Genomic DNA, 26,895 nt, shown 5'->3' on the forward strand with positions numbered 1-26,895 from the left:
GTACAACCCGGTGTTTATTACTGCAAACTACAGATCGGCGACAAGTCGGTAACAAAGAGAGTAGTTCTTCTCAGGTAAATATGTCCTATTATAACACTCCCCCAGATCATCCCGAAGAAAGAGTCTGCCTGGTCGGCGTCAGGCTGCGGGGCTCTACTGAAGAGGATGTCAGGGAAAATCTCACAGAACTGGAGCAGCTCGCGGAGACAGCCGGAGCTGAAGTCGTAGCCGTAAAGGTTCAGAAAAGAGCAAGGATAGCCGGGTCCACATATGTCGGCACGGGGATCCTGGAGAGCCTGGCAACGCTGATCGAAGATGAAAAGATCAATGTCGTCATTTTCGACGACGAACTTACACCCGCTCAGGCAAGAAACATCGAGACCCGGCTCAAGGTCAATGTGATAGACAGGACGGAATTGATTCTCGACATCTTTTCCAGAAGGGCGCGGACGAGGCAGGCGAAGATACAGGTGGAGATCGCGCAGCTCACATATGCGTTGCCGAGGCTGAAGAGGCTCTGGGATCATCTTTCCAGGCAGAACGGGGGGATCGGGACGAGAGGGCCAGGCGAGACCCAGCTGGAAGTAGACAGAAGAAGAGTGAGAGAAAGGATTTCTCACCTGAAAAAGGATCTCGACAAGATCAACAAAAGGACCGCAGAGAGACGGAAAAAACGGAAGGAAGCATATAACGTCACAATAGTCGGTTATACAAATGCCGGCAAATCGACTCTTCTCAATAGATTATCAGGGAGCAGCGTTCTCGAGAGTGGAAAGCTGTTCTCCACTCTGGATTCAACATCTCGGCGTGTATCCCTGGTGGGGGCCGAGGATTTTGTCCTTACCGACACGATCGGCTTTATCCGCAAGTTGCCCACCCATCTTGTCGCGAGTTTCAGGGCGACCCTTATGGATGTGGAAGAAGCGGACCTGCTCCTTCATGTGATAGATGCCTCTTCCCCAGGTTTCGAGGAGAGGATCGATGTCGTTAACAATGTCCTGAAAAAAGTCCTCGAAAATAACGGCGATGGGGGAAAGGACGATCCCGCGCATACCATCATGGTCCTGAACAAGGTGGACAGATTAAAAGAAAAAGCAGAGGGAAAATCCCTGGGTAACCGATATTCGGACGCACTGCAGATAAGCGCTGCCACAGGCGAAGGGGTCGATGAGCTTCTAAGCGAGATAAAAAAAAGCATGGAAAAAGAATTCATTGAGGCTGATATGGAAGTGCCGGCCAAAGCTGGAAAGCTGATCTCGGTCATTGAAAATCTTGCCAAAGTCCGGGACAGAAAGGTCGAAGGGGAATTGATGACCTACAGAGTGTCGATCCGCAGGAGTGATCTGGGACGGCTCGAGAGTGCGGGCGATATTGTAGTAAAAATTGTCAGAAGATGATCAGTGGTCGAGTTCGAGCCGGCCGTTATTCACACGAACAAAAGGAAATTTTTCGGCGAGGGCTTCCCTGGACTCGAGGGTAGGCCGACTCAGGGACTTATGCTCGTAACTCCGGTCGAGCTGGATAACTATAAACCTGGACATGATGATGAAGGCAAGTGGCACGAGATACGGCACAAACTTGCGCCATTTCACGGAGGCGATGAGCCGGGAGCAATAAACGGCTCCGGTTGCTATCACAGATACGAACCCTACGGATACCAGGTACAGGTGCCTGATGTTGAGCCAGTCGTATGGAAACTGGAAGAAAGCAAACGGCAGGACCATTATATATGTCCAGGCGATGAAGAAACGTATCGTCCTGTTCCCGAAGATAAACCCAAAAAACGAATAAGATAGAACGGTAAGAGCGATAAGGATCCTTATTGCAGTAGCGAATCCGTAAATAAATCTGACGGCAGGACCACTCTGGGTCACGAGGGCTGAAGTGTGAATCGGGAAAATCATCCTTACCAGGTAGTTGATAACATTCTTGGCGGCATAGAACAGGAATTTCACCGGTCCCGGATTTGTGGTATACAGGGCCGGGGTGTGATGAAAGACCGAGGCCTTGATAATCAGCGCGGCGACCGCGATCACAAGAAGTACCGTGAAATCAGCGCGGAACACTCGCGCGCCTGTCTCTTTCCGGAAAAAGAAGTTGAACGCTATGAAAGCGCCGAGGATGGAAAAGCTGGTGCTTCTTGTAAAGATCGAGGCCAGGAAGAAGACGAGCGCAAGAAAGAACGAGGGAGACAAAAGGCGTCCGCTATGTTTCAGGCCGTTTCTGAAGTAGAAGAGCATCGTCAGCAGGGTCAGAGCGGTGATGACCAGGTCTTCCAGTCCGGAGGCGATCATGATAGATTTTCCATAGCTTCCCACGGTACAGGCGAATAGCAGCCCGGAAAGAAAAGAGACGACCCTGTCATGCAGGAGTGTCTGGACCAGCAGATAAACGAGAAAAGAATTCAGGGCGTGGAGAAAGATATTAAAGATGAAATATCCCGTAGCGTTGAAGAAAAAACATTTAAACAGGAAATAGTGAATGGCATATACGAGAGGCTGGAATTTGAACGGCGCCTCGCTCTCGAAGGCCGCGCCAGTGTCGGTCATCATCCGAAGACTGTTTTCAAGGGATACGAAGTCGTAACTGTTCCAGAACCCGTTATCGAGCGACAGGCCGAAGAACAGAAAACATATAATGCAGAAGGCTGCAAGCGCGAGTATGTTTTTCCAAGGCATTCAACGCCCCTCAGGAAAATCCGACCCCAACGACCCGATCCAGATTAGATGGGGATATACTACCACGTAATGCGGCAGAAAGTGAATATAAAACATCAAATGATATGGTGGGGATGGCGGGAAGGCGGTCGGGGGCAGGCACTCCCCCGACCGTTTCTTCAATTAAAGAAAATTTACTGATCAACCTTCAAGGAACAGCTGGGCCAGAATCTTCGAATCGGCGACCATTCCCGCAACAGTCGTATATTCGTTCGGCTGATGGCAAGTGTCCTGGATCGTCGACCAGACGACCGCGTTGAAGCCGGCACGCCTGAATATGGCGGCAACTGTACCGCCGCCGATGCCCATCGGCTTGGCCTTGAGCCCATGCACATTCTCAATAGCTTTTGCCAGAGCTGCTACGACGGGGGCGTCTACCGGAGTAGCCGGCGCGGCCTCTTCCTTCTGGGGCGATGTCGCGGCGATCTTGACACCAAATTCTTTCTCGACACCGTCGGCGATCTTCCTGATGGCAGCATCGACGTCATCCAGAGCGATTCCCGGCAGCACTCTCATATCAAGATAGAAGACGTCGTCGCCGGGGATAGTGTTTATGTTCGGAACGTTAGCTTCTTTTTTGGTCGCTTCGAAGGTGCTGATCGGCGGATCGAAGACTTCGTCGCGTTTGTCAAAGATGTTATAAAGTTCGTGCAGTCGGGTAATCAGGTGGGCCGCCGCGTAGTGCGCGTTTACACCCGCCTCCGGGGTAGAGCCGTGGCACTGCTTGCCGGTAGTCTCGATCTTGAGCCAGTATATCGATTTCTCGGCCACTTCGATCATTGCTCCGTCGGGCTCTCCGGCATCGGGAACGATGATATAATCATCTTTGCCGATGAGAGCGCATTCCTTGAGAAGATGAGTGATCCCGAAATCACTTCCTGTCTCTTCGTCGGAAACGAGGACTACACCGACATCATATGGAAGTTCCAGCCCCGCTTCTTTTATCGCCTTCAGGGCGAATACGGGGATGACTATACCGTGCTGATTGTCTTCTGTGCCGCGCCCGATCAGGTTTCCGTCTCTGACTATGACCTCGTAGGGGTCGGTCTCCCATTTACTGAGATCTCCGGGAGGGACGATATCAATATGGCCCATCACCCAGATCTTTTTCTTGTCCGATTTACCCTTCATAACGGCCGTGATATTCGGGCGGACCCCCGATGGCACCCTGTCGTCCGGAGCGTCGTAGTGCTCGACGGCGTCGAATCCGACATTGTCTGCCAGGTATTTTTCAATATATTCAGCTTTTTTCGATTCGCCTTCTCCGTCGTTGTCGGGCCCCAGGGCCGGAATGGCAGTCATTCCCGTCTGAAATTCGATCATCGCGTCACTGTATCCATCGATCAACCCGAATACCTTGTCAAGCGCATCTGAAGCCATTTTGTCTCCTTCTGTTATTGATGACCGGTAGTGAAACTGACAAAAGATGATAATCACCGGGATAATCAAGGGTCAAGCTGTTTCTCCCGGCACGGGGTGTGCCTGGGGCTGCCATGCAATTCTCTGTTGACTTCAGGATGGCGAACTGCTGTAATGCACCAAGGGAATAGGACTAACAGGTTAGACATCGGGATAATCGTCCGCGAATGAAAGAAACCAGCCAAAATAAACCAGGAACCGGCAAGCAGAAAAAACCGGCCAACCGGGACAGGTCTGTGAATACGGGAAAGTCGGATGACGGCATCCTTGGGCTTGAGACCAATCTGTATATATGCAAGCGACTTCTCGAAAGCGGAAGCGTTTCGAAGGCTCTCCAGGAGATATCGGAGTATATCCGGGATCTTTTCGATCTCACCTTTGCTCTGGTAATCACAGAGGAAAGCAACGGCAGGAGCCTCAGGATAGCAACGGTATCGTCAGGTAATAATCTCGGAAATTTTCTGAAGGGACTGACTTACCAATACGGCACATCGGAGGGCATCGATAAGTGGTTATATAGCATATTTGATTCGGATAAAGGGAAACCGATGGGCATGAAGGCCATGAAAGATATCATGGCCTGGTGTGAGACGGACAGGCTGATAACAGGCCCGGCTTTCACATCTGTCGTAGATATGCTTGCGACCCACAAATCGCTGAATGCTCTTTCCTTTGGGAAAAAGAATCGGGACGATGATCCGTTCCTGGTCCTGATAGTATCGGCAGACAGGACCTTTTCCGCTACAGAGAAGCGCCTGCTGGACACAATTGCCGACTATATGTCGATTACGGTCGAGCGGAGATTCGAATCAGAAGGACTGGACAGAAAACTCACAAGGTACAAAGCCCTGGTCGACAGCAAGGAACACGCGTTTTTTCTGCTGATCGACGGGAAGCTTGAATTTTTCAGCGGACAGCTTCCAGAGATACTCGGGGTAAGTGGCGACAAACTCGCAGGAAGAAGGCTGGAGGAATTCCTTCACCCTGACGATCGCAGGGATTTCGAGAAGATGCTTAGTGTTTTTCTGGCTTCCGAACCCGGGCCCGCAAAAAAATATTACCATATATACAGACTTGAAGAGGGCGGCGACGAAGTCGAGATGCAGATCCACTTGATAGAATTCAGGGGAAAGACAGCCATCAGGGGAACTCTGGAAAACGTCAGCCAGAGGTCGATGCTGGAGAAGACAGCGGTTGAGGCAAAACACCTCGAAACGCTGGCGAGCCTGGCAGGCGGAGTGGCTCACGATTTCAACAACCTTATCGGAGCCATGGTAGGATACGCTTCCCTGGTGAGAAATACTTTGCCGGATGATGACGAGAGAGTCCGGCAGCTTGGAAAGATCGAAGAGGCCGGGGCGAGAGCGAATAAACTGACAAAACAGCTTCTCTCGATGTCGAGAAAAGGCAAGTATGCTCTGGAGGTCGTCGATATGAGCGATATAATCGACCAGACGACGAAAGGCTGTTTGATCCCGCTCGACCACATTTCTCTTGTTAAGAACAACAGAGCCGAGTTATTGAACGTGGAAGGGGATCCTTCGCAATTGTACGAGGCGCTTCTCAATATTTTCATGAACGCTCGTGAATCGATGCCGGACGGAGGCCTGATAGAGGTCTCGATCGAGAACTCATATATCGATGAGACACACCAGGTGTTTTCCGGCGGGATGATGTCCGGGGAATACGTGGAAATACGGGTGAAAGACAAGGGCAGTGGAATGGATTCGAGCGTCCTGAGAAGATCTCCGGAACCATTTTTTACGATGAGAGGCGAGAGGAAGCACAAAGGGCTGGGATTGCCCGCAGCCATAGGAATAATAGAGGGACACAGGGGGAAAATAGATATGACGAGCCGTCCGGAGGAAGGGACGGAGGTAATAATCTACCTGCCTGTGACAAAAAAGACCCCGCAGGATTCTGTGCAGTTCAATCCCCTGCACACGACCGCCTGCAGGGTGTTGATCGTTGATGACGAACAGATCATACTGGATCTTGCCAGCGATATGCTTACCCGGCTCGGATATGTGGCGGTCATTGCCGAATCCGGGATCCGGGCTCTTGAGATCCTGGAAGATAAAAAGATAGATCTTGTCCTGCTCGATCTGCTGATGCCGGAAATGTCGGGGCAGGAGACATTCTTCAAGCTCAAGGAGAAAATACCGGATCTACCGATAATAATATCAAGTGGGTACAGCGAAGACATGGTGATCAGGGACCTGCTGGATGCGGGCGCGCTATCGTTCCTGAAAAAACCTTACAGACTTAAAGATATGACGGCCATATTGCAGAACGCGCTGGGTGCCATAGGTAGCGCCAGCGTGAAAGGAGAATGAGGTGGCGGGACTTCAAGATCAACTCGGGGAATCCGGAAGCGGCAGAATATATCTCGAGATGATGACATCGATCCTCGAAAACGATGTTGTGGGGTTCGCGGTACTGGATTCCGACGGAAAATACCTGGTCTTTAACAGGGGCGCGGAGAAACTTACAGGTTACGACCGCGAGGAAATGATTGGAAAACTACCGCCCGAAGGTATGTTCACAAGCCAGGATACGCGTCAGATCCTGGAAGCCATGGAAAAATCTTTTCCTGTCAAGAATATCGAAGTTACGATCACAAGGAAAGACGGCAGCGACACAAACCTTATCTTCTCCATGTCACAGGGAAAAGACGGAAACCCCGAGAACAACCACTACCTTCAGATACTCCTCGATAACAGTGAGAAAAAACATCTCCAGCATCTGCTGCTACACTCGCAGAAGATGGAGACTATAGGAGAGATGGCGGGCGGGATAGCCCATGACTTCAACAATCTCCTGGAGGGAGTCCTGGGATATACGACCTTCATGATGGATCTGATCGAGAATGAGCATGAATTGTACAATTATTTGGAGATCATAAAAAAATCGGCAAAAAAAGCCGCAGACCTTACTGACAGGCTCCTGTCCCTTTCGCGTTCGCGAGATTATAAAAAGAGCCAGCTCAACTGTAACAGCCTGCTTCGTGAAGTCACCAAACTCCTCGAACGGACGATAGACAAGAAGATATCTCTCGAATTAAACCTGAAAAAGGATCTAAGGGCGACAAAGGGGGAGTCGACTCAACTCGAATCCGCTTTTCTCAACATCTGTGTCAATGCCCGCGACGCGATGCCTGGTGGTGGCAAGCTGATAATCTCTAGCGATAATGTCCTGATCGATGGGACCTATCCGAAGATGAGCCTGAAAATGGAAGCAGGCGAGTATGTCAAAATCGCAATATCGGATACAGGGATCGGGATGGATGAAGAGACTATCGAAAAGATATTCGAACCTTTCTTCACCACGAAAAAAAGGGGAGAGGGGACCGGATTGGGTCTGAATATGGTCTATGGGATCATAGACAGTCACGGAGGGTTCATAAATGTCTACAGCGAGATCGGCAAGGGGACGACGTTCAATATCTACCTGAAGGCCGAAGAAAACGAGGCGCCCGAACAGGCCGAAGAAGAGAAAAAGAACCAGTTCGAGCGCGGAAACGGGGAAACGGTCCTGATTATCGATGACGAGCCGATGATCCTCGATATCGGATACGAAATGCTGGAAAAACTCGGATACAAGGTTATTACGGCGGGTGGGGCGGATCGCGGGATGGAGTATTTTATCGAAAAGAAGAAGGAGATAGATATAGTCCTGCTGGATATTATCATGCCGGGAATCGATGGGAAGGAAGTCCTCAGGGAGATCCGCATTATCCGGCCGGACGTTCCGGTAATCCTCTCAAGTGGCTATGACAAGTCGGTGCTTACCGACGAACTCTCGGCAGATAACTGTACGACGTTCATGCAAAAACCGTATTCCATGGAAGATCTGGGCAGAATCATCTACGAGACTCTCGGAAAATCACAGGGAAACTAGGCAGGGTCTTCGTTCGACTTGAATCATACTGTTTTATCTGAGATAATCTGTCGCGTAAATCAACGGGGTTCTCGTACCCGGCTGGAGCCGGAGCAGGGGACCAGTTTGTCATTTTTCGGGGTGGAGATCTGACCGACCCCGAGGGAGAGGAGTGCAGATGCGACGTCTGCTGCCGTTACTTGTGATTGTAAGTCTTCTGGCCATGGGTTGTGCAGGAAAGGTCTGCAAGACCACAGCCGGCAAGGCCGTGGAGGATGAAGGAGAGAAGCTCGTTGCCGGGGAGCTCCCGAAGGAGAAGATAATGGGCAAGACAATAGACGAGAGGCTGTTCGCCTATGCTCCCGTTGAGCTGAAGGTCCCCTGGGACCTCCTCGACCAGAACCAGGTCGAGGTCCTCGAAAATCTTTATTATGCTTCGAAGATCATGGATAAGATCTTTCTCCGGCAGGTCTGGGCGGGGAACAAGGATATGCGTATGAAGATCGTCGAAAAGGGTGATCCTAAACTGAAGAAGTTCTTTGATATCAATTTTGGCCCCTGGGACAGGCTGGAGGAGAACGAGCCGTTTATCGGGACGATGGAAAAACCGGATGGCGCTGATTATTATCCTGCCGACATGACACAAGAGGAATTCAGGGCATGGGTCGAGGCACATCCCGATGACGCGGCGGCCTTTGAAAGTAATTTCACAGTGATAAGGCGCGGGCCCGTTTGTGGATTAGTGGCTATCCCCTACTCAAAGGAGTATGGGGAGGATCTCAAAGAGGTGGCGGGATATATGCGCAAAGCCGCCGACCTTACGAAGAACGAATCGCTTGCGAAATTTCTCCGATCCAGGGCCGACGCATATTTTACGGACGATTATTTCCAGAGCGACATGGACTGGATGGATGTAAAAGACAACCTCATCGATCTGACGATGGGCCCCTATGAGGTCTACGAGGACAACCTGTTCAATTATAAGGCTGCCTTTGAAGCCTTTCTCTGTATCCGCGATCCGGAAGAGAGCAGGAAGCTTGATGGGTTGAAAGGATACCTGAAAAAGATGGAGATGAACCTTCCGATTCCTGACGAGCACAAAAACCTCGACAGGGGAAGCGATTCCCCAATAGCTGTGGTCGACGAGATCTTCTCGGGCGGGGACACGAAAGCGGGCGTACAGACGCTTGCTTTCAACCTGCCGAACGATGAACGTGTCCGCGAGGCCAAGGGCTGCAAGAAAGTGATGCTGCGGAACATCTGCCACGCAAAATTCGACAAGATCCTTTTCCCGATCGCACAAAAAGTCATGGATAAGGACCTGGTTCCCCATGTGACTTTCGACGCTTATTTCAATCACATTCTGCTTCATGAGTTCTCACATGGTCTCGGACCCGGGAACATAACACTAGCCGACGGCACCGAGACGACGGTCAATAAACAGCTGGCCAATACCTACTCGGTGAACGAAGAAGCAAAAGCAGATGTTGTGGGACAGTACAATTTCTATTATCTTATAGGTGAGGGGTTCTTCGATGGGAAGTTCGCGAAGGAAACAGCAGCGACTTTCCTGGCGGGGTTCTTCAGATCGGTCAGGTTCGGTGCAGAGTCAGCTCACGGCAGGGCGAACATGATCATTTTTAACTACATGAAAGAAAAAGGCGGCTACAGCCAGGATTCGGCGACGGGACTCTGGACTGTAGACTTTGCCGCGGCGAAAGAGGCGGTGAAGGGTCTTTCCCACGAGATCCTGATGATTCAGGCACGCGGTGATTACGAAGCATCCCAGGCACTAATCGACAAATACGGTAATATGGGCGATGACGTAAGGAAGTCTCTAGACAGTCTGAGCGACCTTCCCGTCGACATCTGGCCCACGTTCGAAATAGAGAAAAAGTTTACGGTCAACTGATTACAGTCCGTACACCACCTCCAAAAAGTTGGTCGGCCTTTCGGGGGTAAGGTAACCATTTATGGAGATACCGGGTGGTACGGAATAACCTCTGTTCAGTTGATTGTTGGGAGCCTCCGGATTGGTCTCCGGGGGCTCTTTATTGTCGGGAAAATCTTCCGATATCCGCAAATTTTCCTGGATGAGGATGCGACACGTTCCAGGCTGCAAGGATGTGCATGGCGGATGAAACCATTTTACAATTAGCGCGGGATAGAGTGGAGCATTATGAAAACTATAGGCCTTCTGGGGGGAATGAGCTGGGAAAGTACGGTCGGGTATTATCGTGCTATTAATGAGGGGATAAAGAAAGCTCTTGGGGGGCTTCACTCAGCAAAGATCATTCTAAACAGTGTGGATTTTGACCCTATCGAAAAATTACAGCACAAGGGTGACTGGAGTGGAACCGCGAAAATCCTTTCAGAGGCGGCCCTTGGTATCCAGGCTGCCGGCGCTGATTTTCTGCTTATCTGCACAAACACCATGCATAAAGTAGCGCCTGAGATAGAAAAAGTTGTAAAAATACCCTTGCTGCATATTGCCGATGCGACTGCAGAGCTTCTTGCTGAAAAGGGTATTACAACGGTCGGCCTGCTGGGCACGTCATTCACCATGGAGCAGGACTTTTACAAGGGACGATTGACGGATAAGCATGGGTTAAAAGTCCTTGTCCCTGACGATGCGGACCGGAATATTGTCCATAATGTGATCTATGGAGAACTTTGTCTGGGGCAGAAGGTCGAAAGCTCAAGGGCGGAGTATCTTCGGATCATTGAGCGCCTGGCCGAACAGGGAGCAGAGGCAGTGATCCTGGGTTGTACGGAGATCGGAATGCTGGTCGACCAGGCCGATACTGGAGTAGAACTGTGTGACACGACAGCCATACATGCCGCAAAGGCAGTTGAATACGCGATGAAGTCCTGAACATTCGAGAGCGAAGAATAATGAAGACTTTCAGTACATGGATGATCAGGTAAGGATCGTGGAGCCGCGCAATGCAGAGTATGCCGTCGGCCGATGTGGAGACAGAGATGACAATGATCGAATTCACTAATATTCATTTAAGTTATGATGGCAAAAAGGTGATCGAAGATATCTCTTTTGAGATAAATCCGGGAGAGAAGGTCGTCCTTTCAGGAAAATCAGGTTCCGGAAAGAGTTCTCTTTTCGGCCTGGCGTTAGGGTTTGTAGAATCCAGCGAAGGCGAGGTTTTTTTCGAAGGGGTCCGCGTTGATGAAAACAGTGCATGGGATATTCGAAAAAAAATTGCGTATATCGATCAGGACATAAGTATCGGAGATGGAAAAGTCGAGGATTTGCTGGATTTTATTTCAAGATTAAAAGCGAATGCCCACCTGGATCGCACCAAAGGAAAAGCAAGGGAGCTATTAAAATATTTTGAGTTTAACGAGGATATCATCGACAAGAATATTGAAGATTTGTCTGGTGGCGAAAGACAGCGCCTGGCAATAGTGATTTCGATTTTACTTGAAAGAAAAGTTTTCTTTCTGGATGAGATCACCTCAGCCCTCGATAAACATCTGAAGAAAAAAGTCGTAGATTATTTCATGAAAAGAGAGGATTGGACTTTTTTAGTGGTATCACATGAGCCGTTGTGGCTTGAGAATCCTTCTGTAAGGGTTTTCAACCTGGAAGAGGGGAAATGGGAACAATAGATATTACTATACTTTCACTTGGGCTTACTTTTCTGCTGCTGGCAGTGCCGGTGACCATAAGTCTGATCTATGGGCTGAAGTTGATCAGGCCTCTTCTCTATTCTGTCGCAAGAATGTCCATCCAGTTGATTCTGATCGGAGTCTTCCTGAAATACCTGTTTTTATGGAATAACGTGATTGTGAATCTTGTATGGTTGGCGATTATGATCGTAGTTGCTGTGTTTTCAGCTATCAGAAGTTCTTCAGTGAAAATCAGGAAGATACTTTTGCCGGGGATGATCTCATTTTCAATTGCTACTTTTGCGGTCGTGATTTATTTGAATCTTGTTGTTGTCCCTCATAAAGATATTTTTGACGCAAGGTATACGATTGTTCTCGGGGGAATGCTTCTTGGGAATTCTCTCAGGGGTAACATTGTCGGGATCAGCACATTTTATAAGAATTTAAAAAAGGACACAAAACCGTATTTATATGTTCTGTCGCTTGGAGCTTCCCGTTTTGAGGCAATACTTCCGTATTTCAGGGAAAGTATTCAGCTTGCGTTACGGCCAACACTCGCTTCGATGGCAACGATGGGTATAGTTGCTCTACCAGGTATGATGACTGGAGTCATTCTCGGAGGGGCGAGCCCGGAAGTTGCGATCAAATATCAGATCATGATCATGATCGCGATTGTCGTCAGTACAATAATAAGCGTTGTGCTTACTATCCTGATGACTCTGCGTGTATGTTTCAACAGGCATGGCGTATTACGGCAGGATGTATTTAATAATTAAACCGACCGTGCCCGGCGTACGTCCCGGGCAGCAGGCAGAGGGTCGCTGGCTGTCGACCGTGGCGACAGAAAGCAGGAGGAAGATGCCGGTGCCGGGATTTTTTCAGTTCGTGTTAGTGTTTATCATTCTGGCCGATCCGCTTTGTGCACAGGAGGCGGTTCCGGTGTCTATCCCGGAGGCGCAACGCTCCCCTTCGTCTGCCGGCGAGTCCGCAAACGACAGCGTTATCGTCGTTCTTGTTAAAGCAGCAAAAGAACGCACTCTGCATGAAGTCACATATAATGGTTCGTATTTTCCCATTTCATATCCAAATGGGGATATTCCATCGAACTTCGGGGTCTGCACCGATCTTGTGATCAGGGCGTTCCGAGTTGCAGGAGTGGATCTGCAAAAGAAAGTCCATGAGGATATGGCAGAGAATTTTGATTTGTATCCTTCAAGAAGAATCTGGGGATTGACTGCGCCAGACAAGAATATTGACCACAGGCGAGTGCCGAATCTGCAGGCATTTTTTGAAAGATCCGGCGCTTCTCTGGAAATAACAGGAGACGAAAAAGATTATTTGCCCGGTGATCTGGTCACCTGGATGCTTCCAGGCAACCTGCCCCATATAGGAATAGTCATCGATGAGTGGGCCAGAGATGGAGACAGGCCGCTGATCGTGCATAATATCGGGGAGGGCCCAAAAACAAATGATATATTATTTAAGCACCCGATTACGGGGCATTACAGGTACACAGGTGAATAGAATCTGGCATTGACAAAGTAACCCTGGATTGAAAATCATGAAAAATAACATGACAGATCAGTGTCCCCTCTGCCAGAGCTCGACGGCTGTTTTTTATCGAAACGCTAAACAGCTTTATCATCATTGTGATAATTGTTCGGGCATCTTTCTTGACAAAACACTGATACCTGACAGGGAAGCCGAGAAGTCTCGCTACAGAGAGCATAACAATGACATCGATGACGAGATGTATCAGAAGTTTGTTTCCCCGATTTCTTCAGCGATCATGAGAGACTTTTCCAGGGCCGACAAAGGGCTGGATTTTGGCGCAGGAACAGGCCCGGTTATCTCCAAGATATTATTAGACAACCAATTCCACATTGAACAATATGATCCGTTTTTTCATGATCACCCTGAGCTGCTGAACGGAAAATATGATTATATTGCCTGTTGTGAAGTGGCAGAACATTTTCATGACCCATACAGGGAATTCAAGCTGCTGAAAAAATTATTACTGCCTGACGCCAGACTCTATTGTATGACAGAGCTATATAGTGAAAGTATTGATTTCAGTGCCTGGTACTATAAGAACGATCCGACTCATGTGTTCTTTTATCAGAAGAAAACAATACATTGGATAAAAGAGGAGTTCGGATTTCGCGATGTGACAATCAAAGGCAGGCTAATAACCTGGGTAAATTAATTCTACATAAGGGATTACTCATATCTGCCGGCGTCCTGTCCGTAGTGCTGGCGATCGTAGGGATCATTGTCCCTCTGTTGCCGACCACTCCCTTTCTGCTGCTGGCAGCAGCATGTTTCATCCGAAGTTCGGATAGACTCTACCGATGGCTTATCTCACACAAATGGCTCGGCCCCTACATCAAAAACTACAGGGAGTACAGGGCCGTCAGCAGGCGCACTAAAATCATGACCCTGCTGCTGCTTTGGGGCACTCTCGGGTATGCGGCAATAGAAGTAACGAATGTCCTTGCGATACGTGTTCTGTTATTGCTGGTCGGAGGGGGAGTCACCGGACATGTGCTTAGATTGAAGACGCTGACCCCGGAAATGCTGTCAGGGAAAGGAAAAACGAAGGAAAATCAGAGATAAGAACGAAGTTGTGATGCAAACAGTTCCATCATATGATAGGTTTCAACGTGGCAGTGAGTTACGATGACGGTACGGAAGAACATTTAGGGGAAGAAAATGGATGAAGGCAGATTCGAGCAATTGACAGTCGGGATATTGGTTAAACGTGAAGGTGGAATGTTCAAATCCAGTGGATTGGGTGTATTCTATGACCCGACAAAAAAGGGAGAAAAAGCGAAATCCAGCGCGGCTTATGGAGAATATGACGAAGAAACCATCTATGGAAAATATAGCAGAATCGGGGGCAAGCATAAATATCCGAATGTCGATCCGATGATCATCGCAGAGCAATTTTTTGAAACGATGAAGTTGGCAGGCATTGATGCTGAAAAGCCTGTCGAAAGGCAGCTGAGGCTGGACCTTGAGGGTAATCTGGGATATCTGGTGCGGTTCCCTCTGGAAGATCTGGAGAGAGGACGCTCGATATTCGAGTTTCTCTCGACGATGTATTATGATCATCGGAATGTATTAAAATCATTTGTGTATCTTGAAAAAGCAAAGCAGAATGACCCGGGACACAGTACGGTGGTAACTCTTGGGCCAGAAGTCACGACGCTGAGTACAGAGCGGTTTCATCCTATTTATATCGGTGGAACCCAGCAGCAGGACAGTATTGTAGTTGATAAGTCAATACGTGCGCTCAATTTTTATAGTGTACAAAAGCAGCGACTTGTACAATTTATGGACAGGATCGAATCCAGACATACGATTTTTTCTGTGTCTCTTGAAGATCTGCCAGCCGACCAGGTCGCGTACACACATTCTGTGATGTGGGACAGTAAAGATCTGCCTAGAGGGTACAGAGCAAATTTAATGAGGAGAGGCTTGCTCGAGGCTCAGGATAAAGACATAGACAAGCTGGTCGCGTACAGCCTGTTCCCGGCGGAGATGGAGATGCGGCTCATAGAGTCATTACGATTGATCCAGAAAATGGTTGATGGCCCGACAGGGTTGCTACAGAAATACATGACAGTGAATGCCCTGATAAAACAGGTCGTTAAGGACGAGTTTTTCGCAGATTTCAGTTGAAGGTAGGGGCTATTACACAAATATGGGCGCTATGAATGTTGAGGACAGGATACGAGGGACAGTCTTCGGACAGGCTATAGGAGACGCGCTGGGGCTCGGCACCGAATTTCTCACGAGAGACGGGGTAAGGGAATACTATCCACGGGGCCTCAATGACTACGATCAGATCATACAGGACCGGCACAGGCGGAGATGGAAAGAAGGCTCCTGGACGGATGACACCGACCAGATGCTCTGCATTCTGGACAGCCTTATAGAAAAGAACGACGTCGATGTCCAGGATATCGCTCACAGGATCTATAGATGGGCTTCCGGCGGAGGTATGGGGATCGGACGAACGGTCAGGGCTGTGCTTTCTTCCCCCGGATTCCTGGAAGATCCTCACGCTGCCGCCAATGGAGTATGGGAGCAGTCGGGACGAAAGGCGGCGGCGAACGGCGGTGTAATGCGGACTTCTATTCTGGGTGTGTGGAATTACAATGATCCGATAAAGGTCCGGGAGAATGCGGCCGCTGTCTGCAGGATCACTCACTTCGATCCAAGATGCGTCGGCTCCTGTGTCCTCGTCTGTCTCGTGATCAGCTCTCTGCTGGCAGGGGTGAGAGATGTAAACGAACTTGTCCGGCAGGCGTACGCAGAGTCCGATTATCATGACGAGCGGATACGGGGGTACCTCGAAAGAGCACAGGAATCTCTTGAAGCACTCGAACTCGATGAGGGGCTCGATCCGGAAACGGGCGAAAACGGAAAGATCGGATATACATTAAAAGCAATGGGCTCTGCCTTCTGGGCACTCAATAACGCGATATCTTTCGAAGAGGGGCTATCGAGGGTGATTCTTGAAGGTGGGGACGCCGACTCCAATGGGGCTGTCACCGGGGCCATCCTGGGTGCGTACTTTGGATATTCTGAGATACCACGAAGACTTGTTTCTCGCCTCAGAAACAAAAACAAGCTTGAAAACAGGATCGAAAAACTGATCCAGCTCTTATAGAACACTTTTCTTCCGAACTTTCAATCGCAGGTCCTCTTGATTTAGGGGAGCAAATTAGTATACAATCCTGGAGCCTCTTCACAGGAAAGGCAAATCTAATATTTCGGTCGCAGGAACTAACAGGAACCGGTCCTCGTCACAGGGAGGAACAGGATGCAGGAACATTTAAAAGCATGCGCGCAGGCAGTGCTCGATGGTGAGAGCGAGATAGCGGAAAAACTGGCAAAGCTTACACTCGAGAAACAAATGAATCTGCTGGAAGTGATAGAGGGTGGATTTGTAGCCGGTATCAGGAAGGTAGGGAAGCTGTGGGAAGAGGGCACGCTTTTCCTTCCCGAGCTGGTGATGGGCGCTGAAGCTATGAAGGCCGCGATGGATCTCCTTCAGCCCGCGCTTGAGACAGCAGGAAGCGACAGGGAAAGGGCGGGCCATGTCGTTATCGGTACGATAGAGGGAGACATCCACGACATAGGTAAGACTCTGGTCGCAACGATGCTTTCGGCTAACGGATTCAAGATCACCGATCTCGGAGCCGATGTTCCCGCTGTCAGATTCGTCGAGGAAGCAGAAAAAAACAATGCGGATTGTATAGCGATCTCGGCTCTTCTTACGACGACTATGCCGGGGCAGAAAAAAGTGATCGAAGAACTTGATAAGCGTTCGATGAGAAACCGGGTAAAGGTGATGGTCGGCGGCGCCCCATGTGATGAAAAATGGGCTTCGGAAATAGGAGCGGACGGATATGCGGGCGACGCGGTGGCCGCCGTTGCTCTCGCCAGGAGTTTTGCTGGACAGGGGTAACCGATGAGTATTGATTTCAGGGAGTATATACAAGGAAGAAAGGTCCTGTTCGACGGGGGAATGGGAAGTATGCTCATTGCTGCTGGCATGGGCGAGAAAGAGATTCCCGAGCAGTGGAACATCCTTCATCCCGACAAATTGATAGAGATTCACTCGGCCTGGTTCGAAGCGGGGGCGGAAGTGGTACAGACGAACACTTTTGGCGGCTCAGGCCTGAAGTTGTCCGCATCGGAACCAGGCAGGGCCATGGATCCGGCCGAAGTTAACGAAAAAGCGGCTTTTCTTGTACGTGAGGCCCTGTCCAGATTTTCTCCGGGTGACGATGGAGGAGAGGGAACCCCGGGGGCTTCGCTCGATGGTATGCTCCAGCGTTTCGTCGCGGGAGACATCGGCCCCACGGGAGAATTTTTTCCGCCGATGGGGACACTCTCCGCCGAAAAAGCGAAAGAGACTTTTCTGACGCAGGCAGCAGCACTCGATAGAGGAGGAGTCGACCTTTTTCTCATCGAGACCATGTATGATATCAGGGAAGCTGTCGAAGCGCTAAGAGCCGTCAGGGAAATATCCGGCAAGCCGGTGATCGTCGAGTTGACATTTGACAGAAAACCCAGGGGCTTTTTTACATTGATGGGAGACACTCCGGAGAAAGCAGCCGGAATACTATCGAGCGAGGGAGCCGATGTCATCGGGGCGAATTGTACCATTCAGAGCGATGTAGCGGCGGAACTGACCGGCGAATTCAAGAAAGTAACGGATCTGCCAGTTCTGATACAGCCAAACGCGGGAAAGCCGGAGCTGTCCGGTGGCAGGGCGATATACCGGCAGACGCCGGAGGAGTTCGCCAGGGATATGGAGCGGGTTCTCGAGGCGGGCGCCGACGCGGTCGGCGGTTGCTGCGGGACGACCCCCGAGTTCATTCGGGCACTCAGGATGAAGATCGATTCGAAAAAGTGAGATAATCGAATATGGACCCGGTGATCATTGAAAAAATCAGGATCGATATAGACAGGGGAGAAGTCATGCGACTCCTCGGCAGGATTGATTCCGAAGTCGGGGAAATCGACGCCAGGGTAATTCGGGCCGTGGACAGGGGGATCGAAGATGCGGGACGATTGTGCGAACCGAAAGGCATGTATATGATCGCGCGGGGGAAGGACCTGCCCGGATCCGGGATATTCGACGACCTGGACCAGGTGGCCTTCTGCATCTGCACGATAGGATCCATGCTCGAGGATAGGGTGACCAGCCTGACTACCGAAGGCCGGCTTCTCGACGCGGTGATCCTCGATTCGGCAGGTTCGGCGGCGGCCGAGGCGACGGCCAGATACATGGACGAATCGATCACCGAGGAGGCTTCCAAGGCGGGACTCAAGACTTCATGCAGGGCCAGTCCAGGCTATGGAGACTGGGACGTCAGAGAACAGGAAGGCCTCTTCAGTCTGGTCGATGGGGGAATGATAGGGGTAAGTCTGTCGGAAAGTTGCATGATGAAACCAAGGAAATCGGTGTCGTTCGCCAAGCATATTGACCAGAAACCACTTCGGCTCAGAAGTGAGAATTCCTGCAGAAACTGCGATCTGGATATCTGTCAGTACAGGATTAGCGATATTAAGCCTGAATAGGGGAGAACCGTCCGGGCCCCCGAAAGGAGAATCGATGTGAGCATGATTCCTCGTGTGACATGGTTCAGTGACGATGACAGAAACAAGATCATCGAAGAAGCGAAACAGATACTCGAAGAGATCGGAGTATTCGTAGAGAACGAGGAGGCCAGGGGGCTGCTCGATGGAGCGGGAGCAAAGATCGATGGCAACAGAGCATATATCCCGGCCACAATCGTGGAGAAGGCCCTTGAATCGGCGCCTGACAGAGTCCTGCTATACGACCGTTATGGAGAGATCGCCATGGATCTTGGAGGAGACAGGATCCATTTCAACCCCGGCTCGGCGGCCCTGAGGATATTCGACCGTGATATGGGCGATGCCAGGACGCCGGTAACAGCTGATGTTATCAAATACGCAAGGCTGACGGACGCACTGCCTGGCTACGCGGCACAAAGTACGGGCGTGGTCCCGGGTGATGTGCCGGAAGATATCGCGGACAGCTACAGAGTGTTTCTGGGACTTCAGAACAGCACGAAACCGATAGTGACAGGCACATTCAAGGTGGAAGCTTTTGCGGTGATGCATTCGATGCTCTCTGCAGTAGCCGGCGGTGACGAAGCGCTGAGAGAAAAGCCAAACGCCATTTTCGACTGCTGCCCCTCTCCTCCGCTCAGCTGGAGCGACCTGACATGCCAGGCGCTGATAGACTGCGCCAAGGCGGGCCTCCCCGCGGAGCTCGTCTCGATGCCTCTGACCGGCGCGACTTCCCCGGTGACCCTGGCTGGAGCCGTCACACAGCACTGCGCGGAGAATCTCAGCGGAATAACCATTCATCAGCTGGCGCATGCCGGAGCCCCGATAATCTACGGAGGTTCTCCAGCCTGTTTCGATATGAAGAAGGGTACGACGCCGATGGGCGCGATCGAGACGATGATGATAGACGGCGCGTACGCGGAGGTCGGAAAGGCGCTGGGAGTCCCGACACATGCATATATGGCCCTGAGCGATTCGAAACCGGTGGATTACCAGGCGGGGATGGAGACTGCTATGGGCGCGATCGTCGCGGCAATGTCGGGGGTGAACAATATTTCAGGCCCGGGAATGCTGGACTTCGAATCGTGCCAGAGTCTTGAAAAGCTGGTTCTGGACAATGAGATCTGCGGCATGGCTCATAGGCTGACCGCCGGCATCGAACTGAGGGATGATCCTGTGGCACTCCCATTGATTGCTGCGGGAATCGAGAAGAAAGAGTTCCTCTCCCTGCCACACACGAAAAAATGGTTCAAAAAAGAAGTGTATATGCCTGGCGATGTCATCGAGAGAGGCTCTCTGGAGCAGTGGCGGGCGGATGGGAAAAAAACAGCCTTCGACAGAGCCAGTGACCAGGTGGACAAGTTACTCAAAACGCACGAAGTCGAACAGCTCGACCCGGAGATCACGAAGTATATTACCGGGCTGATGGTAGAAGAGGGTAAAAAGGTGGGGATGGACAAGCTTCCGACAGGCTGACAGGAGCCTGCGAAAACGGAGAGATGATGGCGATCCTGAAAGAGAAGATATTTGTCACAGAGAGCGGTGATCCTGCGGAAAGAATCATGACAGGTCTTGGCCCCTATTTGAAAACGGAGCCTCTCCTGTTCTCACCGGAAAGATCGGCATTGCTCGTTCTGGACATGCAGGGCTATTTCGTCGATCCGGGATCGAGGGCACTGATACCCTCTGCCCCCGATATCGTTCAAGCGGTCTCCAGCCTTGCCGACGCCTTTGAATCTGCCGGCGCTCCCACGATCTTCACCAGGCATCTTGACGTGAAGGGCGAGGCCGGCATGATGGAAAGATGGTGGGGAGGGCTTATCTGCCGGGAAGACCCTTTATCGAAGATCTGGCATGAATTGGAGCTGGAAGGCCGCGAGGTTTTGGACAAATCAAAGTATGATGCTTTCTGGGGCACCGGCCTGGACGAGAGATTGCGGGACGTGGGAGTCGAAAGGCTTGTTATTGCCGGAGTGATGACTCATCTCTGTGTCGAGACGACCGTCCGTTCTGCCTTCATGAGAGATTACGAGGTCTTTGTGCCGGTCGACGCGACGGCGACATATAACAGGGAGCTTTTTGACGGGTCACTCAGGGCGATCGCTCACGGGTTCGCCGTGCCTGTCTCAACCGGGTCGATACTCGAAACCTTCGATGTGGAATGATGCGTGATGCCTGAAACAATCAATACAAAGTTAATGATAATCGGAGCTGGTCCGGCAGGGATCGCTGCGGCGATATATCTTAAGCGGGCGGACATCCCTTTCGTCCTGTTTGAAAGCGGAGAACCGGGCGGGCTTCTGAGAAATGCTTTCCTCGTTGAGAATTATCCCGGCTTTCCAGGCGGGATAAAGGGCGCCGAGCTGGTGGACAGGATGGTCCACCAGATGGAGGAACTTGGAATCGAGATCACGAAAGAAAGAGTGGAAAAGTTCGAACTTGAGGAAGAAGAGTTTAAGGCGGAAACTATAAAAGGAACATATCGGTCGGAGATAGCCGTGATCGCCTCGGGGACAGTGCCGGTGGAGCCGGACGGGATAGAGATCTCCCCGGAAGCCTCGGCTCGGGTCTTTCGCGAAGTGATCGATGTGGCTGGTATAGAGGGAAAGAGGTTCGCCGTGATCGGTGGCGGGGATGCCGCATTCGATTACGCGCTGAGCCTCGCGGAGAATAACGATGTGGCGATCTTTGTCCGCGGAAGCGAGCCTCGCTGCCTGGAGCTTTTGATCGAGAGGTGTGTCGATCACGAACGGATAGCGATATATGTCGACACGGAAATACTCGAGATCGACGATGGCGATGATGGGATCGTGATGATAGGAAATGGATCCGGGGAAGATGGAAGCAATCAGGCGAAGATCTCTATATCTGTCGAGGCCGACTACGCAGTCATCGCGACAGGCAGAAAACCATCTGTCGATTTTCTTGAGCCCTCGGTCACGGGAAAGATCGATTTGCTTTTGGCCTCCGGGTTTTTGTATCTTGTCGGGGATGCAGGCCACGGCAGATATCGGCAGGCATCGATCGCGATCGGCGAAGGGGTAGCTGCGGCGATGAGAATAGAGGGTCTTTTCCCAGGCGAAAGATGATGCGCGTAAAAGCTTCAGCAGGAAACGACGACATAGCAAGAGTCTTCATCGCAGAAACCGATGATGGGAAGATGCTCGAGTTTGTCGAATCCGTTCAGCCTCCCATCCCGCGGGAGAAGAAATGGGTCCTGATCATTTCTACCCTTTACGGGTGCCCCGGAGGCTGCAGGTTCTGTGACGCAGGGACTCATTATGAAGGCAAGGTTCCGGCATCGGTCATGATGGAGCAGATCGACCATCTCGTCAGGAGGCGATATCCGGACGGCAGGGTGCCGGCGGAGAAGTTCAAGGTGCAGCTTGCCAGGATGGGCGAGCCGGCGTTCAACGACGAAGTGCTCGACGTTCTTGAGCAGCTTCCTTCCGCATACGACGCCCCCGGCCTGATACCGGCGATCTCGACGATAGCGCCGGAAGGAAGGGAAGCTTTCTTCGAGAGATTACTCAAGATCAGAGACAGACTCTATCCGGAAAGGTTCCAGCTTCAATTCTCCATTCATACGACCGACTTGGAAAAGCGGGACTGGCTCGTTCCGGTGAAAAAATGGGATTTCGCCCGAATCGCAGCATACGGGGAGAAGTTCTATCGTGAGGGAGGACGGAAGATCACTTTGAACTTCGCCCTCGCCGAGGGGATGCCCATCGATCCGGCCATACTGCTTGAACATTTTTCTCCCGAAAAGTTCTTCATCAAGATGACACCGGTCAATCCGACCTGCAGCGCCGGAGAGACGGGGCTGGCCTCGCATATCGTCCCAGGGAACGACAGGTACCCTGTCATCGAGGATCTTGAGAAGGCGGGCTACGAGGTGCTTCTCAGCATCGGTGAACTCGAGGAGAACCATATTGGTTCCAACTGCGGCCAGTATATCGGAAAGTACCTCGCTGACGGAAACCTCGAAGAGGGATATAATTACAAGATAAATGAGGCCTGAGCCAACCTGTTTTGAATGCTGACTGACTCAAAAACACTACATTTACGAATACATCCACCTAATGCTCCGGCAGGTCGTCCTCCCGGATATCTTCTACGCGAAGGTCGCCGTACATGATCCTGAACATTTTCGCGCCTTCCTCTTTCCACCAGCATATTGGCTCATTTCCATTGCCTAAGTGCTTGCCCATTCCCATGTAATTCCATGTTTTCTCGACCTTCATCTCCTGGGCGAACACACAACCTTTGCAAAGAGTGTTCGCAGCCCCATATGCTTTATCGAACTCTTTTTCAGGATCACTTTTTCCATCGAAGAAGGATACCAGGAGAGGTTGGACTATTTCACCCGTTCCGAGGTCGTTTATATTTTCGGGAAATGCACTTCCTGACATTTTGGTCCAGATCGCAAGAGCGTCGATGAGGTCTTTTTCAAGGTTGTAGGATACATCCAGTGAATCGACTTCCAGAGTATATCCTTCGGGTACGTCCAGGATGAAAAGAGAATCATTCAGGTTTGTGTTCCATACCATGTCATTCATAGTTACTGTTGAAGACATTGTAATTCCGCCGCTTGCCTTGTACGAAATCATTTTTGATTCTCCAGAGAGGACTCCAAACTCTATTTTGGTGAGCCCGATACGGGGGGAAATAATGTCATAGTTCGGATTAGGTACAGCCACAAATTGTGCTTTTACCGGCAGATCCGTTTCAGGATCCACCCAGACTCTTATCTTGTAGTAAATATCCTCATTGTTGACAAATAGCTGTACACTTCTGCCGTTAATTTCTTCCATGCGCACAAACTCAGCTGATTTTTTGTGCAATGTCTGTACCCAGTCGAGATACTCGCTTAACTTTTCTTTCGGTGGTTTCCCGACTTTATATGTGAGAACTGCCTTTCTATTAACTTCATGTAACCAATACTCGATCCCTCCCGTTCCGTCGGTTATTGTTGCTGTATGAAAACAAGGAGTTTCCTTTCTTCGAACTCCAGAGTTATTGATATAGTTAAAAGATTCGAATGGATCCAGGCCCTCGATCTCATAATCAAGCCTGTAAGACAGGTCCCTTGCCTTTCCGATCTCCTCGAGGACTCTGGCAAGTGCGGGAGAACTCACCCTGAATGCACCTGAAAAGTATCCGATTGCCCAGACAGCAGCTATGACTGCTAAAATCATGGCAGCATATTTCATTTTCATGACATTCCTCCAGAATGGAACAGGTTTCCGTGTCGCTGGATCTGCTACGTCTTCAAGAGATTCGATGAGCGCTGCTTTAATTTCGGAGACCGGACGGTCGAACAGGTTCGGGTACTCATGCAATAGTCGATCATCTCGAGTAAGGGAAGTCGAATATTCTCTGCAGGCGGGGCATCGGCCGAGATGTTCGTCAAGCTCCGATCTATTGGAAGGGGTAAGTGCTGACGATATCGAATCGGCGAGCAGGTTCCTGAAGTATTCACATCTTTCGTTCATCTTTATTCTCCTGGAATGCCAATATTCTTCTCAGTTCCCTGCGTCCCCTGCTCAATCTTGTAAGGACTCCATCTCTGGAGAGGTCCAATGCTTCTGCCACACTATCCGAGCTGCGCCCATCGAAATAATACAGGAGCAGCGGAAGGCGGTACTTTTCGGACAAACGAGCGATTGCTTCATGTATGTCCAGATAATCGTCCGGCACCTCATATTCCGTGCTTATGGTGATTCGAGGATCGATCTCCCTTTTCTTTTTCTGTCTCAGGTGATCAAGGGCCAGATTTCGTGCTATTCCAATGATCCATGGGCGGAATTTGTCGACGGACCTGAGTTGTCCGATTTTGATGAAACCTCGCAAAAATGCCTCCTGGGATATGTCTCTGGCATCATCGACATTGGCGATTATACTCATGGATGTTGCGAAGATGTCGGCGGCATACCTGTCTACCAGGGCTGCGTAAGCATCCCTTTTTCCTTCTATGGTCGCCTGTATAAGATCGACGTCGGTCATGTCTTTCAATAGGAGCTCCTTGTTTCTCTATAATACTAGACGTCGGAAAGGCAGCAAAGCTGTCAATAAATATTCGAACAGCACATTATATTATGAAATCGATGGTTTCATGGGATAGAGGTATTCTCGTATTTTGTCCGGAAACTATATATCAGCACTCATGCTGATAGTGCTCGCCGATGTGCGCAAAGTCGCTCAGGTTACAATTGTCATCGTCATTGAAATCACAGCAGGGGTCGTAGCCCGGCTGACCCAGCGACAGATTGTATGACAGGCCGAACATTCCGAGGTCTGAAAGATTTACGAAACAATCGGCGTTGAGATCCGGGCTGACTATGACGATGTCTACGCAGGTGACATCGACACAAGCCGGGTTTTCAACAAGGATCTTACCCTGAACAGTGAGGCCGACGCCGCCCGTGAGGATACAGCCTCCTCCGGCTATACGGCCTGAGAATTCAGCATATCCGGTCGCATCTGTAGGCGCATTTGCCGCAAAAGAAAAAGAACAGAGGCATAGTTCCTGAGCGGGATCACAAGCCTGCAGCCAGTAGTCAGCCGTGGGGATTCCGGTGATGCCGGATCCCTCGGTGTCGACCACCCTGACCCAGATGTAGTCGTCCCCGCCCCCGCAACCGTCGCTTAGCAACTCGAAATCTCCTTGCGGGCAGATGGTCACCCTCATGCCGTAACAGCTTGTTCCCCAGTCGGAGTCGCATTGGTCTATCATGCCGTACGCCGGTAATGCGATTGAGAGTATAAGAGAGAGTATCAGAATAGCCTTGGTCATTTTCAGATCCTCCTGCAGTGTTCACTTCATTATCAGGGGGACAAGTGAGATAATATCACATATGTGGGTTGTTTTCAACTAATTGCCTGTTTTCCCGGTTTTTCCGAAATACCGTCTTACGATTCCCAGCAATAAGAGAAGTGGCCCATAGAATGCAGCCGCAGCCGACACCGCTCCGATGTTACTACCGCTGAGCAACTGCACCCAGAGTCCAAACTGGTTGTCGCTGATAACATACGTCCAGGTCGAGGATGGCCTTCCGATGCCTTCCTTTTCCAGATCGATCTTGTCGTCTATAATAGAGAGAGAACGGAACGTTCGTATCACTCCCTCTTCTACGTTCTTTTCGAAATCGAGAAACTCTGAATGTATGATTTTCTGAAATTCAAATAATGGCGAATTTCCACTCACGCCTGTCAGATGGATTCCCTCCTTTATATCGGTTACAAACGCAAGGTGTTCGGCCCAGAGCCGGTCGATCTGGTAGAGGATGATCTGTCTTTCAACCTCATCCAATCGTTCCCTGCCGACAAGGTTTTCCAGTCTGCTATATTGAAGGCGGTCATTTTCACGGAGCAAGTTGGCCCGCAGACCCCCCAGTAGTATTTTTTGTCGATGCTGCTGTACCAGGCTCCTCTGTTTTTCGACGATATCTGAATATTTCAGAAGTGTTTTGCGGATCTCGAAGTTCTGGCCTTCGATGATTCGTTGTCCTCTGGATATTTCTCTATTTACTCGTGGGTCGGCCAATGGAGCATCCTGAGCGACATTTCGAAGTTTTTCCGGGAGAAGTTTTTTGATTCCATATCTCTGAACCAGGTTGTCCTCCAAACTCGTGAAAAAGCGGGTAGAGCCAGGATCCCCCTGACGGCCGGAACGTCCCCGAAGTTGATTGTCGATCCTCACGCTCTCGTGTCTGTTTGTTCCGATGACATACAAGCCGCCGAGGTTGATGACTTCGTCCCGTTCTTCTTCAGTCTCTCCGCCCAGTTTGATATCGACTCCCCTGCCCGCCATATTGGTGGAGATCGTCACAGTTCCGGGCCTTCCAGCCTGCGCTATGATATTAGCCTCCAATTCATCGTTTTTGGCATTGAGGACCCGGCAGGGGATTCCTGCCCTTTCGAGAGCGGAGGAGAGTTCTTCGGATTCTTCCACGCTGGCAGTACCGACGAGTACCGGCCGTCGTTCAACATGACACAGTCCTATCTCTTTTATCAGCGCTTTTGTCTTTGCTTCCAGGCTTGTAAATACGGAGTCTTCGTGATCCTTCCGTATACAAGGCAGATTTTGAGGAATAACAACGGTTTTCATATCATAAAACCTGTGGATCTCTGACGC

General features: G+C 50.5%; 25 protein-coding genes. 19 read left to right on the plus strand and 6 right to left on the minus strand.

The annotated features are described in order from the left end of the window. Positions 1 to 80 precede the first annotated feature (80 nt). Positions 81 to 1,397: a GTPase HflX gene (gene hflX / locus KOO63_01955; GenBank protein MBU8920600.1), complete on the plus strand. Its 1,317-nt coding sequence runs from the start codon at positions 81 to 83 to the stop codon at positions 1,395 to 1,397. Here the strand turns inward: hflX and KOO63_01960 are convergent, their stop codons facing one another. Then, positions 1,398 to 2,678 (minus strand): hypothetical protein, encoded by a 1,281-nt coding sequence (locus tag KOO63_01960; GenBank protein MBU8920601.1) that lies wholly within the window; start codon positions 2,676 to 2,678, stop codon positions 1,398 to 1,400. Positions 2,679 to 2,858: 180 nt separating this feature from the next. Then, positions 2,859 to 4,097, minus strand: a complete 1,239-nt coding sequence (locus KOO63_01965; protein MBU8920602.1) for a M20 family metallo-hydrolase — start codon at positions 4,095 to 4,097, stop codon at positions 2,859 to 2,861. 206 nt (positions 4,098 to 4,303) lie between these two features. On the opposite strand from KOO63_01965, the gene KOO63_01970 reads away from it, so the two are divergent. From KOO63_01970 to KOO63_02055, 18 genes are all read left to right on the plus strand, one after another. Further along, positions 4,304 to 6,472, plus strand: coding sequence for a response regulator (locus KOO63_01970; GenBank protein MBU8920603.1), 2,169 nt, complete (start codon positions 4,304 to 4,306; stop codon positions 6,470 to 6,472). Between the two features lies 1 nt (position 6,473). Further along, a complete protein-coding gene (locus KOO63_01975) occupies positions 6,474 to 8,036 on the plus strand; it encodes a response regulator (GenBank protein MBU8920604.1) in 1,563 nt (520 codons plus the stop codon). A gap of 157 nt (positions 8,037 to 8,193) precedes the next feature. Next, positions 8,194 to 9,927 carry a hypothetical protein gene (locus tag KOO63_01980; GenBank protein ID MBU8920605.1) on the plus strand — a complete coding sequence of 578 codons (1,734 nt, stop codon included), beginning with the start codon at positions 8,194 to 8,196 and terminating at the stop codon, positions 9,925 to 9,927. 267 nt (positions 9,928 to 10,194) lie between these two features. Continuing rightward, positions 10,195 to 10,890: an aspartate/glutamate racemase family protein gene (locus KOO63_01985; protein MBU8920606.1), complete on the plus strand. Its 696-nt coding sequence runs from the start codon at positions 10,195 to 10,197 to the stop codon at positions 10,888 to 10,890. A 158-nt stretch (positions 10,891 to 11,048) separates the two neighbouring features. Continuing rightward, positions 11,049 to 11,642 carry an ATP-binding cassette domain-containing protein gene (locus KOO63_01990; protein MBU8920607.1) on the plus strand — a complete coding sequence of 198 codons (594 nt, stop codon included), beginning with the start codon at positions 11,049 to 11,051 and terminating at the stop codon, positions 11,640 to 11,642. After that, positions 11,630 to 12,418, plus strand: a complete 789-nt coding sequence (locus KOO63_01995) for an ABC transporter permease (protein MBU8920608.1) — start codon at positions 11,630 to 11,632, stop codon at positions 12,416 to 12,418. Before KOO63_01990 ends, KOO63_01995 begins: the two co-directional genes overlap by 13 nt. A gap of 88 nt (positions 12,419 to 12,506) precedes the next feature. After that, positions 12,507 to 13,166 carry a DUF1287 domain-containing protein gene (locus KOO63_02000; protein ID MBU8920609.1) on the plus strand — a complete coding sequence of 220 codons (660 nt, stop codon included), beginning with the start codon at positions 12,507 to 12,509 and terminating at the stop codon, positions 13,164 to 13,166. Positions 13,167 to 13,203: 37 nt separating this feature from the next. Continuing rightward, a complete protein-coding gene (locus KOO63_02005) occupies positions 13,204 to 13,848 on the plus strand; it encodes a methyltransferase domain-containing protein (protein MBU8920610.1) in 645 nt (214 codons plus the stop codon). A 20-nt stretch (positions 13,849 to 13,868) separates the two neighbouring features. Next, positions 13,869 to 14,258: a YbaN family protein gene (locus KOO63_02010; protein MBU8920611.1), complete on the plus strand. Its 390-nt coding sequence runs from the start codon at positions 13,869 to 13,871 to the stop codon at positions 14,256 to 14,258. 96 nt (positions 14,259 to 14,354) lie between these two features. Then, the gene (locus KOO63_02015; GenBank protein ID MBU8920612.1) at positions 14,355 to 15,326 is read left to right on the plus strand and encodes a hypothetical protein; all 972 of its coding nucleotides are present in this window, start codon (positions 14,355 to 14,357) and stop codon (positions 15,324 to 15,326) included. Positions 15,327 to 15,348: 22 nt separating this feature from the next. Further along, positions 15,349 to 16,320, plus strand: a complete 972-nt coding sequence (locus KOO63_02020) for an ADP-ribosylglycohydrolase family protein (GenBank protein ID MBU8920613.1) — start codon at positions 15,349 to 15,351, stop codon at positions 16,318 to 16,320. 153 nt (positions 16,321 to 16,473) lie between these two features. Beyond that, the gene (locus KOO63_02025; GenBank protein MBU8920614.1) at positions 16,474 to 17,121 is read left to right on the plus strand and encodes a corrinoid protein; all 648 of its coding nucleotides are present in this window, start codon (positions 16,474 to 16,476) and stop codon (positions 17,119 to 17,121) included. 3 nt (positions 17,122 to 17,124) lie between these two features. Beyond that, positions 17,125 to 18,075 (plus strand): homocysteine S-methyltransferase family protein, encoded by a 951-nt coding sequence (locus tag KOO63_02030; protein MBU8920615.1) that lies wholly within the window; start codon positions 17,125 to 17,127, stop codon positions 18,073 to 18,075. A 20-nt stretch (positions 18,076 to 18,095) separates the two neighbouring features. Continuing rightward, entirely contained in the window at positions 18,096 to 18,743 is a 648-nt protein-coding gene (locus tag KOO63_02035; GenBank protein ID MBU8920616.1) for a hypothetical protein, read from the plus strand. A 36-nt stretch (positions 18,744 to 18,779) separates the two neighbouring features. Beyond that, the gene (locus KOO63_02040) at positions 18,780 to 20,234 is read left to right on the plus strand and encodes a trimethylamine methyltransferase family protein (protein ID MBU8920617.1); all 1,455 of its coding nucleotides are present in this window, start codon (positions 18,780 to 18,782) and stop codon (positions 20,232 to 20,234) included. Positions 20,235 to 20,260: 26 nt separating this feature from the next. After that, positions 20,261 to 20,923, plus strand: a complete 663-nt coding sequence (locus KOO63_02045; GenBank protein ID MBU8920618.1) for a cysteine hydrolase — start codon at positions 20,261 to 20,263, stop codon at positions 20,921 to 20,923. A 6-nt stretch (positions 20,924 to 20,929) separates the two neighbouring features. Then, positions 20,930 to 21,847 (plus strand): NAD(P)/FAD-dependent oxidoreductase, encoded by a 918-nt coding sequence (locus KOO63_02050; GenBank protein ID MBU8920619.1) that lies wholly within the window; start codon positions 20,930 to 20,932, stop codon positions 21,845 to 21,847. Beyond that, positions 21,844 to 22,779, plus strand: a complete 936-nt coding sequence (locus KOO63_02055; protein MBU8920620.1) for a radical SAM protein — start codon at positions 21,844 to 21,846, stop codon at positions 22,777 to 22,779. The genes KOO63_02050 and KOO63_02055 overlap by 4 nt, the downstream gene beginning before the upstream one ends. Before the next feature lie 58 nt (positions 22,780 to 22,837). Here KOO63_02055 and KOO63_02060 read toward each other — a convergent pair whose 3' ends face one another. The 4 genes from KOO63_02060 to KOO63_02075 form a co-directional block, all read right to left on the minus strand. Beyond that, a complete protein-coding gene (locus tag KOO63_02060; protein MBU8920621.1) occupies positions 22,838 to 24,253 on the minus strand; it encodes a zf-HC2 domain-containing protein in 1,416 nt (471 codons plus the stop codon). Next, complete coding sequence (locus KOO63_02065; protein ID MBU8920622.1) at positions 24,237 to 24,773, minus strand: sigma-70 family RNA polymerase sigma factor; 537 nt, start codon at positions 24,771 to 24,773, stop codon at positions 24,237 to 24,239. Before KOO63_02065 ends, KOO63_02060 begins: the two co-directional genes overlap by 17 nt. 142 nt (positions 24,774 to 24,915) lie before the next feature. Continuing rightward, a complete protein-coding gene (locus tag KOO63_02070) occupies positions 24,916 to 25,554 on the minus strand; it encodes a hypothetical protein (protein MBU8920623.1) in 639 nt (212 codons plus the stop codon). Between the two features lie 78 nt (positions 25,555 to 25,632). Continuing rightward, on the minus strand, positions 25,633 to 26,895 hold a 1,263-nt coding region (locus KOO63_02075; protein MBU8920624.1), incomplete at its 5' end, for a hypothetical protein.

The organism is Candidatus Latescibacterota bacterium, assembly GCA_019038625.1.
Lineage (GTDB): Bacteria > Krumholzibacteriota > Krumholzibacteriia > Krumholzibacteriales > Krumholzibacteriaceae > JAGLYV01.

Bases quoted from the DNA above. Each gene is read 5' to 3' on its own strand.
- hflX (MBU8920600.1), top strand. From the start codon at position 81: ATGTCCTATTATAACACTCCCCCAGATCATCCCGAAGAAAGAGTCTGC.
- KOO63_01960 (MBU8920601.1), bottom strand. From the start codon at position 2,678: ATGCCTTGGAAAAACATACTCGCGCTTGCAGCCTTCTGCATTATATGT.
- KOO63_01965 (MBU8920602.1), bottom strand. From the start codon at position 4,097: ATGGCTTCAGATGCGCTTGACAAGGTATTCGGGTTGATCGATGGATAC.
- KOO63_01970 (MBU8920603.1), top strand. From the start codon at position 4,304: ATGAAAGAAACCAGCCAAAATAAACCAGGAACCGGCAAGCAGAAAAAA.
- KOO63_01980 (MBU8920605.1), top strand. From the start codon at position 8,194: ATGCGACGTCTGCTGCCGTTACTTGTGATTGTAAGTCTTCTGGCCATG.
- KOO63_01985 (MBU8920606.1), top strand. From the start codon at position 10,195: ATGAAAACTATAGGCCTTCTGGGGGGAATGAGCTGGGAAAGTACGGTC.
- KOO63_01995 (MBU8920608.1), top strand. From the start codon at position 11,630: ATGGGAACAATAGATATTACTATACTTTCACTTGGGCTTACTTTTCTG.
- KOO63_02005 (MBU8920610.1), top strand. From the start codon at position 13,204: ATGAAAAATAACATGACAGATCAGTGTCCCCTCTGCCAGAGCTCGACG.
- KOO63_02015 (MBU8920612.1), top strand. From the start codon at position 14,355: ATGGATGAAGGCAGATTCGAGCAATTGACAGTCGGGATATTGGTTAAA.
- KOO63_02020 (MBU8920613.1), top strand. From the start codon at position 15,349: ATGGGCGCTATGAATGTTGAGGACAGGATACGAGGGACAGTCTTCGGA.
- KOO63_02025 (MBU8920614.1), top strand. From the start codon at position 16,474: ATGCAGGAACATTTAAAAGCATGCGCGCAGGCAGTGCTCGATGGTGAG.
- KOO63_02030 (MBU8920615.1), top strand. From the start codon at position 17,125: ATGAGTATTGATTTCAGGGAGTATATACAAGGAAGAAAGGTCCTGTTC.
- KOO63_02045 (MBU8920618.1), top strand. From the start codon at position 20,261: ATGGCGATCCTGAAAGAGAAGATATTTGTCACAGAGAGCGGTGATCCT.
- KOO63_02050 (MBU8920619.1), top strand. From the start codon at position 20,930: ATGCCTGAAACAATCAATACAAAGTTAATGATAATCGGAGCTGGTCCG.
- KOO63_02055 (MBU8920620.1), top strand. From the start codon at position 21,844: ATGATGCGCGTAAAAGCTTCAGCAGGAAACGACGACATAGCAAGAGTC.
- KOO63_02060 (MBU8920621.1), bottom strand. From the start codon at position 24,253: ATGAACGAAAGATGTGAATACTTCAGGAACCTGCTCGCCGATTCGATA.
- KOO63_02070 (MBU8920623.1), bottom strand. From the start codon at position 25,554: ATGACCAAGGCTATTCTGATACTCTCTCTTATACTCTCAATCGCATTA.